10 protein-coding genes are annotated in these 13,835 nt (G+C 54.9%); 7 read left to right on the forward strand and 3 right to left on the reverse strand.

What is annotated here, in order from left to right; all coding sequences use genetic code 11:
- Positions 1-268 precede the first annotated feature (268 nt).
- Complete coding sequence (locus IBT46_RS00470; protein ID WP_200543077.1) at positions 269-1,570, forward strand: uracil/xanthine transporter; 1,302 nt, start codon at positions 269-271, stop codon at positions 1,568-1,570.
- Between the two features lie 64 nt (positions 1,571-1,634).
- On the opposite strand, the gene IBT46_RS00475 is transcribed toward IBT46_RS00470, so the two are convergent.
- On the reverse strand, positions 1,635-2,630 hold the full coding sequence (locus IBT46_RS00475; RefSeq protein WP_200543078.1) for a LacI family DNA-binding transcriptional regulator: 996 nt from the start codon (positions 2,628-2,630) through the stop codon (positions 1,635-1,637).
- Between the two features lie 234 nt (positions 2,631-2,864).
- Here IBT46_RS00475 and IBT46_RS00480 point away from each other — a divergent pair, with 234 nt between their 5' ends.
- The 5 genes from IBT46_RS00480 to IBT46_RS00500 all read left to right on the forward strand — a co-directional run bounded on the left by IBT46_RS00480 (position 2,865) and on the right by IBT46_RS00500 (position 9,597).
- Positions 2,865-4,103, forward strand: coding sequence for an MFS transporter (locus tag IBT46_RS00480; protein ID WP_200543079.1), 1,239 nt, complete (start codon positions 2,865-2,867; stop codon positions 4,101-4,103).
- A 19-nt stretch (positions 4,104-4,122) separates the two neighbouring features.
- Complete coding sequence (locus IBT46_RS00485; protein WP_200543080.1) at positions 4,123-5,559, forward strand: glycoside hydrolase family 32 protein; 1,437 nt, start codon at positions 4,123-4,125, stop codon at positions 5,557-5,559.
- Positions 5,560-5,746: 187 nt separating this feature from the next.
- Positions 5,747-7,063, forward strand: coding sequence for an OmpG porin family protein (locus tag IBT46_RS00490; RefSeq protein ID WP_234479889.1), 1,317 nt, complete (start codon positions 5,747-5,749; stop codon positions 7,061-7,063).
- A 14-nt stretch (positions 7,064-7,077) separates the two neighbouring features.
- Positions 7,078-8,571: a glycoside hydrolase family 32 protein gene (locus IBT46_RS00495; RefSeq protein ID WP_200543082.1), complete on the forward strand. Its 1,494-nt coding sequence runs from the start codon at positions 7,078-7,080 to the stop codon at positions 8,569-8,571.
- A 12-nt stretch (positions 8,572-8,583) separates the two neighbouring features.
- Positions 8,584-9,597 carry an OmpG porin family protein gene (locus tag IBT46_RS00500; RefSeq protein WP_200543083.1) on the forward strand — a complete coding sequence of 338 codons (1,014 nt, stop codon included), beginning with the start codon at positions 8,584-8,586 and terminating at the stop codon, positions 9,595-9,597.
- A gap of 203 nt (positions 9,598-9,800) precedes the next feature.
- On the opposite strand, the gene IBT46_RS00505 is transcribed toward IBT46_RS00500, so the two are convergent.
- Together IBT46_RS00505 and IBT46_RS00510 are read right to left on the reverse strand one after the other, a co-directional pair.
- A complete protein-coding gene (locus IBT46_RS00505) occupies positions 9,801-11,219 on the reverse strand; it encodes a PTS transporter subunit IIC (protein WP_200543084.1) in 1,419 nt (472 codons plus the stop codon).
- 84 nt (positions 11,220-11,303) lie between these two features.
- On the reverse strand, positions 11,304-12,239 hold the full coding sequence (locus IBT46_RS00510) for a ribokinase (protein WP_200543085.1): 936 nt from the start codon (positions 12,237-12,239) through the stop codon (positions 11,304-11,306).
- Positions 12,240-12,747: 508 nt separating this feature from the next.
- Between IBT46_RS00510 and IBT46_RS00515 the strand changes: the two genes are divergently transcribed.
- A complete protein-coding gene (locus tag IBT46_RS00515) occupies positions 12,748-13,818 on the forward strand; it encodes a mandelate racemase/muconate lactonizing enzyme family protein (protein ID WP_370569356.1) in 1,071 nt (356 codons plus the stop codon).
- The last annotated feature ends 17 nt before the right edge of the window (positions 13,819-13,835 follow it).

Raw genomic sequence — 13,835 nt, forward strand, 5'->3', positions numbered from 1 at the left:
GTGGATCACAATTATTAACTATTGTCGGGTGGGTTCTGACTATCCCACTCAACTTTTAAGTCAACATAATGTAACTTTGTGGTGTGGTATGCAGGACGGTGAGCTGAGATTTTGCCTGCCGACGCTGCTGGTGTGTCGGGCGCATCTGCCCGTACAACAGAGACGGGCACTGCTTTTATTGGTTAAAGTCACTGACCCTTTTCATAAACAATAGTGGCTAATAGTGAACAGGTAGCGACGTCGTTTTTTATCTATCAGGTTGAATACAATGATTAATATACGTTTTTCCCGAAATGACGGGTTATCCGGCCTGCAGTGGTTCTTTTTTATTTTCTGTAATACGGTGGTGATACCGCCCACGCTCAAATCCGTTTTTCATCTCTCCCCTGAAGAGACCTACCTCATCGCGCAATATTCATTCCTCGGGGCGGCGGCGGCCTGTATTGCTCAGGTCTGCTTTGGCCATCGGCGGGCGATTATGGAAGGGCCGGGAGGGCTGTGGTGGGCAACCATTCTGAGCGTAACCTATGCCGAATCGTCTCAGGGAACGCCGCTGGGCGATATTGCAATGAGCTTTTGCATCGGGATCGCCATTGCCGGAGCAATGACCATACTGATTGGCCTGACCGGGTTTGGCCGCGTGCTGTCCGGCTTTTTTACGCCGCCGGTGATGGTGGTGTTTATGTTTTTACTGGGTGCGCAGCTGGTCAGCATCTTTTTCAAGGGCATGCTCGGCATCCCGTTTGGGCTGGCTAACGAGGCCACCACCATTCACTGGCATACGGTGCCGGTGGCCTTCCTGACGGTGATGCTGATCGTGTCAGGTATCGTTTTTTTACCCCAGCGTTTCGCGCGTTATGCCGTGCTGGTTGGTGTCGTTGCTGGCTGGTTGATCTTTTCTCTGCTCTACGGTGCCGAGGAGGCATTACCCACTGACGTAAGCTGGCGGCTGTTTATTCCGCACGGCGATTTTCATCTTCGTTCCGGGATAATTTTTATCTGCGTGCTGCTGGGGATTGTGAATGCATCCAATACCTTTGGGGCGCTGCGCGGTACGGATAACCTGTATACTGGCCAGCCGGAGCGGGGGGATATTTATCGCCGAAGTTTTATCACTACGGGTTTCTTTACCCTGCTGTTTGCTCCGCTCGGCACCGTGCCTTTTAGCCCGTTTGTTTCCTCAATTGGCTTACTGACCCAAACCGGAGATTCAAGCCGACGGTCTTTCCTGATTGGCAGCATACTGTTTTTAATCGTGGCGCTGACGCCCGATCTCATCCGCTTTTTTAACGCCATTCCTCTGCCGGTCAGCAGCGCAGCCATGATGGTCTCCTATCTGCCTTTGCTGTGGTCATCATTCTATTTCCTTTCTCAGACCTCGCTGAATCCGCGGAATATCTACCGGATTGCCTTGCCTATTTTCTCCGGGCTGTTCCTCCTCGCGCTGCCGCCGGCTTATCTACAGAATGTGCCGGTGCTGATTCGCCCGCTGCTGGGAAACGGTTTGCTGATGGGCATCATCATGGTGCTGGTCCTGGAAAGGCTGGTGCCCTGGGAACGTGTGAAGTAGGCCACCGTGCCGTGGCACACCAAATGTGGCCACGGCACGGTGCTTCATCGCCCTTTGAGAAGGATTACAGCGAGTCGCGCAGCAGCAGCGGACTGTTGACCTTAATTGTGTCGCAGTGGCTGTTGCCGTTGATGATATGCAGCGCGCTGAGGCGGCCAATATCGTAGTGCGGCAGCTGCACGGTGGAGAGCGGCGGCAGAAACAGATCGCCGATGCCCACCATATTGTCGTAGCCCAGCACCGCCACATCCTGCGGGATGCGGATGCCCTGGCCGAGCAGGGTTTGATACACCATAAAAGCGATACGATCGTTGCCGCAGATAACGGAATCAAACTGCGGCTTTCCCTGCTGAATATTCGCCAGCACCATGCCGGGAATGTCGCGGTAGTGCTCGTCGCCGCTGGTCATATACAGATGGGTAAAGGCGTCCGGGTTGATGTTCTGTTCGCGGCAGGCGCGTTCCAGGCCGCTGCGGCGGCGGTGGCTGGCCACGCGCTGCTCGGGCAGATGCAGGCACAGCGGCTGGCGATAACCGGCCTCCAGCAGCGCCCGCGTACCCGCGTACTGGCCCTCTTCATCGTCGGGAATAAAGCTGGCCAGCGGGGCATTGCTGCTTTCGCAGTTGGCCAGCACGCAGGGCAGGGTGAGCAGCTTCTTCGGCACCTGCACGTGGCGCAGGCCCATCGTGGTGTAGATCACCCCCGCTGGCCGGTGCGACAGCAGCAGATTCATAATGTCATCGACGTTGTCGTGCTCGAACATATTGATCACGAAGCTGTGCCAGCCGTGGGCGCGGGCGGTTTCTTCAATCGCCAGCGCAATATCAACGGAGAAGGGCGTGGTCACCGTATCCAGCGCCAGCACGCCGATCGCATTGGGCGTGGCGCGTGCGCCGCGGACTTTTTTCGCCGACAGATCGGGCACGTAGTTCAGCTGCTTAATGGCCGCCTGAACGTGTTCCAGCGTTTCCGGCCGAAGTCGCTCTGGCGTGTTGATGGCGCGTGAGACGGTCATCAGCGAGACGTTTGCCAGTTTTGCCACGTCCTTTAGTGAAGACATTGTTTTATCCCTGCGATAATCGAATTAACTCGTTGATGTATAAAATACTACGCTATTCCCGGCGCATACGTATCGGCTTACGGGTGATCTGAACATAAATTTGATCCAGCTCTCAGAACTGCAATGTTAACGTTAACTCGTGTGATTAACATCATATAGTGAACGCAATCCGCATGAATAGTTCGTTTGGTTAACGTTACCATTCGCGGCATACCTTCCCTGGAGTTTGCCGTTATGAAACAACAACACTCTCATAATTATTTGATTCTTAGCGCACTTTTGTTTTTTTTCTTTGTGACCTGGTCTTCATCCAGCTCGCTGCTGTCGATCTGGCTGCATCAGGAAGTGGGGCTGAAAGCGGCGGATACCGGAATTATCTTCTCGGTGCTGTCGGTTTCTGCGCTGTTTGCCCAGGTCTGTTACGGCTTTATTCAGGACAAACTGGGGCTGAGAAAGAACCTGCTGTGGGTGATCACTCTGATGCTGATCCTCTCCGGCCCGGCCTATATGCTGTTTGGCTACCTGCTGAAAATTAATATCCTGCTCGGCAGTATTTTCGGCGGCTTCTTTATCGGCCTGACCTTCAACGGCGGGATTGGCGTACTGGAAAGCTACACCGAACGCGCCGCCCGACGTGACGGCTTCGAGTTTGGCCGCGCCAGAATGTGGGGCTCGCTGGGCTGGGCGGTGGCGACCTTCTTCGCCGGTCTGCTGTTTAACCTCAATCCGCATCTGAACTTTATGGCCGCCTCCGTTTCCGGGCTGGTGTTCTTCTGGCTGCTGACCCGCCTGAAGGTTTCCCTCCCGGCGGGGCCGTCAGAACAGGGCGAACCGGCCAGCAGGATCTCCCTCGACGACGCGCTGCGCCTGCTGACGCTACCGCGCTTCTGGGCGCTGGTGTTCTTTGTGATCGGCACCTGTATTTACGGCGTTTACGACCAGCAGTTCCCGGTCTACTTCGCCTCGCAGTTCCCGACGCTGCGCGAAGGCAACGCCATGTTTGGCTATTTGAACTCGTTCCAGGTGTTTCTTGAAGCGGCGGGCATGTTCTGCGCCCCATGGCTGGTTAACCGTATCGGCGCCAAGAACGGCCTGATTTTCGCCGGCATGGTGATGGCGTTGCGTATGGTTGCCTCCGGGCTGGTGGAAGGGCCGCTGCTGATCTCCATCACCAAGCTGCTGCACGCGGTGGAGCTGCCGGTGCTGCTGGTGGCCATCTTCAAATACAACAGCCTGAATTTTGATAAGCGTTTGTCCTCCACCCTCTACCTGGTGGGCTTTGCCTGCACCAGCTCGGTGATCGGCACCGTGCTGTCGCCGCTGGCCGGATTCAGCTACGAGAAGTTCGGCTTCGCGCAGTCGTATCTGATCATGGGCCTAATGGTGTTCTGCACCACCTTTATCTCCATCTTCCTTTTACGCTCCAACGGCACGCCGACAGAGCACTCTTTTCCGCAGCCCAATGCGGTTTAATTCAGCAAGAGTAAACATTATGACGTCAATGTTAGAACAAGCGGAACAGACACTCGAAACAGCACAGGCTGAGGTGAATACGCGCTGGTATCCGCGCTATCACCTGGCTCCACGCGCCGGGTGGATCAACGATCCAAATGGTCTGGTGTGGTTTGACGGCTGGTATCACGCGTTTTATCAGCACCATCCGTACTCCACGCAGTGGGGACCGATGCACTGGGGGCACGCGCGCAGTAAAGACCTGGTTCACTGGGAACACCTGCCGGTGGCGCTGGCTCCCGAAGGCCCGGACGATAAAGACGGCTGCTTCTCCGGCTCTGCGGTGGTCAACGGCGATACGCTGGCACTGATTTATACCGGGCACCGTTTTATCGGTGATGCGGGCAGCGACGACAACCTCTACCAGGTGCAGTGCCTGGCCACCAGCCGCGACGGCATTCACTTTGAGCGCCACGGCATGGTGATCGACACCCCGCCGGGGCTGCATCACTTCCGCGATCCGAAGGTGTGGCGCGAGGGAGATGGCTGGTTCATGATCGTCGGCTCCCGGGTGGGCGACACCGGTCAGGTGAGGCTGTATCGCTCCGCCGATCTGCACCAGTGGCAGGATGAAGGGATCTTCGACGAAGCGGAAGCAGGCATGGGCTATATGTGGGAGTGCCCGGACGTCTTCACCCTTAACGGCAGGCGCGTGCTGATGTTTTCACCGCAGGGCATCGCCGCCGACGGCTATCACAACCGTAATCTGTTCCAGAGCGGCTACCTGCTGGGCGACTGGCAGCCGGGGCAGCCGTTTGTGCGCGACGGGGGTTTTGTAGAAATGGACCACGGCCACGATTTTTATGCCCCGCAGAGCTTCCTTACCCCGGACGGTCGCCGCATTGTGATCGCCTGGCTGGCGATGTGGGAATCACCGATGCCGGAGCAGCAGGACGGCTGGTCCGGGATGCTCTCCCTGCCGCGCGAGGTCAGCCTCAGCGACGATAATCGCCTGCTGATGAAGCCCGCAGCGGAAGTGACCGCCCTGCGCGGCAGCCACTATCCGATTCCGGTGCAGCACCTGAAAAACCAGAAGGCGCTGGTGCTGGCCGATGCCGACGCGGTGGAAGTCGAACTCAAATGGGAACAGCATCCGGCAGCGGCGGAAGAGTACGGTATTGCGCTGGGTGACGGGCTGCGCATTTACGTGGATAACCAGGCGCAGCGGCTGGTGCTGGATCGCCGCTACCCGGAATTCGGCGTTGAGGGCAGCCGCAGTATCGCGCTGCCGGCCGGCGGCATTCTCTCCCTGCGCCTGTTTATCGATAGCTCCTCCGTAGAAGTATTCGTCAACGACGGCGAAGCCTGTCTGAGCAGCCGCATCTATCCGCGTGCTGACCAGCGCGATCTGCTGCTGTTCGCCAATAACGGCAGCGCGGTATTAAAAGAGGGGGGCTACTGGTCGCTGGATAAATAATCTTACCTTAGCCGCAGTACATTCCGTATTGCGGCCACCCTTTACTGAATTAATGCCTTTCTCAGGTAGGCATCGTTGTGCTCTGAATGACGAGGATAATAAAATGAAAGCAATAACCTCTTCTCTCCACCGTTATAGGGTAATAAAGCCGGGCAGGATGGTTAACGGCAGAAACAGCATGTTAATTATGGCGACGCTGTTAAGCCTTCCGGCTATGGCTGATGAAATAAAAGATAATAGCGATAATTATATTGGCGGCTATCAAAGTTATTTTCATGATGATTTAGACACGCCAAAATCCGCGCATGCTGCGGACGGTAAACCGGCGTCGTCGGCACCCGATAACGCGCCGTCAGTAACAACCGCATCTAACGGTGCAACGGCATCTGCAGCTTCAGCAACAGCCGCATCTGCATCTGCATCTGACGATGCAATGGCAGCAGCAGGAGCCTCTTCAACACCCGCCCGAGCGTTGAAGGAGGGGGCTGATTATCAGTCAGCCGCTGTCCCGGGCGGGCAGTCCGTGCACGGCAGCGCCGCAGCGCCAGGCTCCGTTCCCGATAAAGGCGGCGTCTTACTTAGCAAATCCAACGAGGTCAGTGTACTGCGCCTGCGCCAGGACGAACCGCCGGTACACTGGAACAGCGTCGGCCGGAATATGGAAGCCGGAGGCCTGCACGGCAATATCGGCACGCAGATTGAAATTGATGATGCGCGCCGCAGCAATAATGAACACAACGGCGGGAAATTCAAATACGCCACGCTACAGGCCTTTTTACGGCATGACGAAATGCCGAACTGGTATTTCGGTTTCTACAACGCCCGCGAAGACAGTTATAAAGGCCAGTTCAGCAATCAGCACTACAGCGGCACTAATACCATTAACGAAGTGTTTGTCGGCCATATCTTTGAGACCTGGCGCGGCAATATCGGTGCGGAAGTGATGGGTGGATCGGAGTCGGCCGGCAAGCGCTGGAAAAGCCGCTTCAAGCTGTGGCAGGACCTGCGCCTCTCCGACCGCTGGAGCATTGCGGGCTATGCCTTCGGCGAGTTCCAGCCGCAGGGCACCGAGCCGGGCAACGGCGATCTGGAAAAACTGATTTTCGAAACCGAACCGGCGCTTCAGTACCGCGTAAACCCGGATCTCGGCCTGTATCTGCGCCCGTTCTACTCCTACAACCGCCAGGAGCGCGAGCAGTGGGGCGATATCATCGAACGTGAATGGAAGGTGTCCGCCGGGCTGTGGAAAAACTGGTATCCGCTGTTAACCTCGCTGTACGTCGGCGTCGGCCAGAAGAAAACCACCAACGCCAGCGACAGCTACGAGCTGTTCTACGATGGCCGCTATCAGTACGTTGGCGGCACTCTCAGCTACCCGATTGTGGATGAGCTGCGCCTGTACGGCGAATTTAAAGCGAAATTCACCAAAGAGGCCGGTGCCTGGACCACGGCAGGCTACTCCTGGACGCCGTTCACCGTTGTGGGCGCGGTTTATAATTTCTGACGAGCAACGTAATCATGAAAAAATTAACCTCTGCGGCGCTGGTCGCAATGCTGCTGCTGGCTGGCGGTAATATCCCTGCTTATTCACAAATGGGTAAAGAAACGCTGGAAAATAAAAAAATCACCCACGTTGAAGACTTCTTTCCGAAAATTAAAGGATCGTTCGTTGGCGATCCGATGCCGGCTTACGATAACGGTGAATTTAATATTTTTTATTTGAATGATATTCGTGGCGGCGGCGATTTAGGCGTTCATGCGATTCATTTACTTTCCAGTGCGGATTTATATCACTATCAGAATCACTCAGAAGTCATTCCGTATGTGAATGACGTCGACAGCCCGGAATTGTTATTAGGCACCGGCTCAATGATTAAGGTCGGTGACACCTGGCACGCCTGGTATACGGCGCACAACGCCAATGTTTTCCCAGTGGAGTCGATCATGCACGCCACCAGCCAGGATCGCATTCACTGGGTTAAGCATCCGCAGGATACGATTTTACCGGGTGCGAACTATCGCGGTAACGACTTCCGCGATCCGCACGTGGTGTGGGTGGAGGAGAAACAGGAGTACTGGATGCTGATCACCACCCGCAGCAACGGGCGGGGGGTTATTGCTCGCTACAGTTCCAAAGATTTAAAAACCTGGCAGGATCGCGGAGTTTTCTTCGATAACGACACCATCGCCCCGGACTCCAATCTGGAGTGCCCGACGCTGGTATATTTCAACGGTCGTTGGTACCTGAGCTTCAGCGATCAGTGGCCGCTGCGCCTGACGCAGTACCGCGTGGCGGATAAACCCGAAGGGCCGTGGCATAAGCCGGATAATTATGTATTCGACGGTGCCGGGCTGTACGCCGGGAAGCTGGTGATGAAAAACGACCGGCTGTTTGTCTTCGGCTGGATACCGACCAAAGGCGGCAACAGCGACGGCGGCAACATTGACTGGGCGGGGAATCTGGTCGGGCACGAGCTGACCGCCGGAGCCAGCGGCCAGCTGAACAGCGTTATTCCGCAGGAGTTGCAGGCGGCAATCGACGCTAACGGCGGCAGAACCCGGACGCTGGAAAGCACCGCGCAGGTGGCGACCGCTACGCAGTTCGGCCCGCTGCGCTCTGCTATCTATCCGGCCTTACCGAAACGCGGTGTGCTGACCGCCAGCGTGGAGATACCAACCGCCGGAATGGCGATGAGCTTTGGCGTGAATAATAACAACGTCGGCGAAGCACGGCTCAACGTGGTGTTTAATAAAAGCAAAGGCAAGGTCTATTTCTTTAATTCCCCGCTCGCCTCAATTAATCAGGCCAATGCTGAATCCTGGGTCGATATTCCGCTGGGCGAGAAAGTCGAGCTGAAGGTGCTGATCCAGAATTCGATGGCGGTGTTCTATATCAATAATAAAGCCGCATTCAGTACGCGAATGTATGCCATGGAAGATAAACCCTGGAGCATCAGCCTGCCGCAAAAAGATGGCATTCACGCCGAATTAAAATTTAAAGAAATGATTTAACGGGACCTAATTATGAAAAATTATCATGCCCTGGCGGTTTTCATTGCACTGATATTACCCGGCGTCACCCATGCCAGTATGAGCATGGCAAAAGACCGGGCGGGAAACGTCATTGCGGTCGATCCCTGGTCCTATCTGGATGAGGAAGTGATGTGGACTTCGGCACGCTCTTCCAATCCTGCCGGGGGTAAAATTCACGGCCAGCTGAAAGTGAAGTATGCCATTGAGGATAACAACTGGCGGCACAGCAGCTTCCATAACGGCAGCGAATCTGCCACCTTTGTGCAGGGCGTGATGCGCCACGATGCGCTGCCGGGCTGGTATCTGGCCTTTTCCGACGGCCGCACCACCCACTATAACGGCGCATGGGATAACCAGACTTACCTCAGCCAGGATCAGTGGACGCAGGTGATTGTCGGCCATGAGTATTTTTACCAGCGCCTGCGCTTCGGCTGGGATGTGATGGGCGGCAGCGCCTCGCAGGACGATCGCTGGCAGGCGCGCGCCAAGTTCTTTGCCGATCTGCGTGCTACCGATCGCCTGTCGTTCTTTGGCTACCTGTATCAGCAGATCGACCATCGCCGCAGCGGTGCCTCGCAAAACGACCGCGATGTGCGTTCGTTCCAGATTGAGCCGGGCGTGCAGTACATTATCAACAACACCACCGGCGTCTGGTTCCGCCAGGCGTTCTCCTCCGGCATCCTCGAACGGGCACAGTGGGGCAATATCGACAGCAAGGACTGGACCACCTCGGCAGGCGTCTGGCACAACTGGGGCAGGCTCTCCACCACCTTTAGCGGTGGCTACGGCCACTTTAAGAAGGACAACGCCCTGCAGGACAACAGCGAGGTCTTCCAGGACAGGCGCTATCACTTCATCAAACTGACGGCCAACTATCCGATCACTTCACGCTTTACCGTGTCGGGGGAAGTAACCGGATCGGATATTGCGCAGAGCGGAAACTGGGTCACCCACGGCGATGCGATTACCACCGAATATAAGCTGATGCTGGATTATAATTTTTAACCCGGCCGGAACCGGCTGACCGAAGTCGGCAGGAATGTCGCCTGCACGGTTTGATTTGTGCCCGAATCTGGCGTTTCGGGCACAGAGCAGGACTCCCGCTGGCTGTGATGCGCTGCCTTATCCCGCCATGCTTCCTGCCATTTACTCGCGGTCAGTTATTCACAAGGCATCCATGGCTGTCAGATTGCCGCCGATCGGGATCTTCAGTTCTGCGGGCCATCAGCACCGGGCGTAGCGCTAAACCGCGCGGCGTTGATTGTCTTCATCCGCTTAAAATACCAGATAAACATGCCCAGGTAGGCGAGGGTGGCGACCACCGCCAGCACCAGCATCTGCGGATTCAGTGTGACGCTGGCTTTGGCGATCAGCATCGACAGCATTTTTTCCAGCGGATCGGAATCGACGGATGAGAACAGCTGATCCTGTGACATCCCCTTCGGAAAACTGTGCATAGCGATGGAGGTCTGGGTAACGAATTCGGCAATCAGCGTGGCGGCCCAGAGGAAAAGCGGGATCAGCAGCGTGCCGATCAGCGTCATGCGGATCACTTTCCCCTGTGTGATCACCAGCAGGGCAGGTGCCAGAACGGTCAGCAGAATACCGCCCAGCGGCAGCACCCTGTTGCCCGGCAGCAGAATGGCCGCAACCAGCAGAATGGGGGCAAGGATATTGGCCACTGCCCACAGCTCCGCGCGGGAAGCGAGGATTGGCCAGTCGATGGCCACATAGATCTGACGGCCCTTCATGCGCTTTTCCATCATGCTGGCGATGCCGTCGGACAGCGGCTTAATCGCCGGTCCGAACCAGTTGCCGACGGCACCGAACAGCTCCAGTGATACCCCGGCGGTGAAGGCCAGCGAAAACAGTTCGCTCATTGGCAGCCTGCCGAGCAGCCCAACGAAGAACCCCAGATAAACGCCGATGGCGAATTTCGATCCCCAGAAGCCGATTTTTTGATTAAGCTTTTCTGCGTCAAAATCGTACTTATCAATAGACGGAATCAGCTTTGAAATCAGTTCGTTAATCACCAGCACCGGCGGACAAATCAGCAGGGAAGGATGCGCGGTGGTGGTAATGCTGCTGCGGTCATATTTCAGCAGCGCTTTGATCTGCGGCTGCATCACATCGGAGTTGAACAGCATCAGAATATAAACCACACCGACGACGCAGGTGGTTAATATCAAATTGCTGTCTGAGTAATACAGCGTCAGCAGGCCAATCACCGACAGATTCCAGATATTAAACAAATCCACATTCAGCGTTCTGACTTTATTCAGCGTCAGCAATATCACGTTGAGGATAATACAGACGGCGGCAAAATAGAGCGTATAAACCGATCCCCAGGTAATCACCGCCAGCGGTGCCCATCCCAGATCGGTAATCGACAACGTCACGCCCGTAGACTCTACAAACTTTGTTAATGCCGGGCCAAACGCGCCGGTTAATAACGTAATCACTGCGCCCATCCCGGTCAGCGCCAGCGCTATTAGAATGCCGCCTTCCAGCGCTTTAGATATTTTGACGCGAAACAGTAAGGACAGCAGCGTGATGATAAAGAACATCATCGCTGGTGCCCCAAGCGAGATAAAAGCGGTAAACCCGCTATTCATTGCTGAAAACATAGGTCGGTGCTTCCTTTTCCATGGAATGAACGCGTTATCAGCGCTCGGGAGATGTCAGGACTGATGCCCTGGTACAACACCGGTTCAACATTCCTCAGTGCGTATCCTTTTATGCATCACGGCGTTTACCTCATCGAGCGAGGGAATCGCATCATGGCCGCCCCGGCGGGAAACCTTGATCCCGGCGACTATCTGGGCAAAGCGAATCGCCGCTTCAAGGTCATCGGGGTGATCGATCAGATAGTTAGCCAGCGCACCGGCAAAGCAGTCTCCGGCACCAACGGTGTCGACCGCTTGAACGTCCAGAGCAGGGAAAAAAGTCGATTTTTCATCGCGATAAAGAAGGCACCCGCTGCCGCCCATTTTCACAATGACGTTTTTCACCCCCATGCCATAAATAATCTTTGCCGCCGCCAGCGCCGACTGCTCATCCTTTACCTCTACGCCGCTGATATGTCTGGCTTCACTGCTGTTCGGCACGATGATGTCGGCATAGGGGAAACAATCCGGGCTAATGCCCTGCACCGGAGCGGGATCGAGAATAATCAGCATCCCTTTCGCTCGTGCTGTACGCATGGCGGCCAGCACCGACTCTTTGCTGGTTTCCATCTGAATCAGCAGGATTTTGCCACTTACCGAATCCAGGCGCTGGCTGATCTCTTCTGCGCCGAAAGCAAAATTAGCGCCGAGATTGACCAGCAGTGTATTTTCGCCATCCGGCTCCACAAGCCCTACGCAGGAACCTGTCCCTACGCCTTCTTTTACCAGCAGCCAGCGGTCATCGATGTGGCGATCCTGCAGGTTTTGCCGCAGCTGCCTGCCGGGAGCATCATCACCGATGCAGCCGAGAAAGCAGACTTTTTTGCCATAGCGGGCGGCGCTAACCGCCTGGTTATTCCCTTTACCGCCTGCGGTTAAACGTATGGATTCGCAGAAGGTATTATCTCCGCTTGCAGGAAATTGAAGGCAATTAACAATCACATCCAAATTAATACTTCCCATAACGATAATATCGTACACATGAACTCCCTGGTCGTTGGCTGAATGTTATTTGTTTTGGTAATTAATAAAGGCGTATTTTTATTAGTTGCCGTTGTAATAAGTAAAAAATATTTTCGCCAGGTGAATATACGTTGGCTTTGGGTGCTTCTTTTATGTTTTATTGCTGTTTTTTATCGAGGGGACCGTGAGTTAATGGATTTTATTATATGTAGTTGTTATTTGGTTTGGTAACCCGATCAGGATTTTAGATATTGTTTTGTCGATAGTTTATGATGTATTTTTTTTCGTTCTTTATATTTTTAAGCGAAGTTTTTATTTTTATTTCGCTGGGAAGTATTTTCTGAAAAATCAGATCCAGCTCAAACTTTCCAACAAAATCTATCCGCCGCTGCGGATGTGTATGCCGTTTGACAGTCATCGATCCTGGCCATTGCTAGAGTATACCCACATTAACATTGTCAGGTAGAAATCGATGTCCAACACACTGAAAATTAAGAAACTCACGCCTTTTATCATGCATGTGCCTGTGACGAAAAATATCATTGGCGACTCCACTCACAGCATTACCCACTGGGGAATGCCGGGGGTGATGATTGAAACCGAATGCGGTCTGGTGGGCTACGGCCATACCGGAACCCATGCGGATATCACCACCGACCGGCTGATCACCACCATTATTACTGACGTCTTTGGTCCAATGCTGATTGGTGAAGACCCCACCGAAGTACGCCACCTTCACCGTAAGTTATCGCGTAGCTCAACTCATATCTGGGTGGGGCGCGGCGGACTGATGCAAATGGCCCTTTCGGCGATTGATATCGCGCTGTGGGATCTGAAGGCTAAACACGCCGGACAGCCGCTGTGGCAGCTGTTTGGCGGATCGAAGCAGGCAAAAGTGTCGGCCTATAACACCGACTGCGGATGGCTGGTACGCGACACCGCCGAGCTGGTGGACGACTGTAAGAAAATGATCTTCGAAGAGGGCTTTAACGCCATCAAAATGAAGATCGGCAAGCCCGATCCGAAAGAGGATATACGCCGTATCGAAGCCGTCAGAAACGCGATTGGCGACGGTGCTCAGCTGATGGTGGATGCCAATGCGAAATGGGATATCAGCACGGCGAAGCAGTACGGTCCGCGCCTGGCCGACTATGACATTACCTGGTTCGAAGAGCCGATGTGGCATGATGATGTCTCCAGTCACAAAGAGCTGGCAAAACATATGACTACGCCGATTGCGCTTGGTGAACTGCTGTATCAGTTTGATTCGTTTAAAGAGTTTGTGCTGGCCGGTGCGGTCGACTACCTGCAACCGGATGCCACACGCTGCGGCGGCCTGACGGCGGTGTGGGAAATTGCTGACCTGGGAATGGCATTTAACCTGCCGGTCACCCCGCATCACGGCGATATGATGCAGGCCCAGCTCCATCTGGTGATGGCGCACCCGGCCTGTTCGCTGCTGGAGTATATTCCGTGGACGCTGGACTGCTTCGTTCATCCGGTGGTCGTGAAGGACGGTGTGTATCAAACGCCAACCGAACCGGGGGCGGGCACCACGTTACGTCCGGAGGCTTTAGATCGCTTTAGCGTCAGATAATCCGATTTAATATTTCA

This window comes from Erwinia sp. S38 (genome assembly GCF_016624545.1).
Taxonomy (GTDB): domain Bacteria; phylum Pseudomonadota; class Gammaproteobacteria; order Enterobacterales; family Enterobacteriaceae; genus Erwinia; species Erwinia coffeiphila.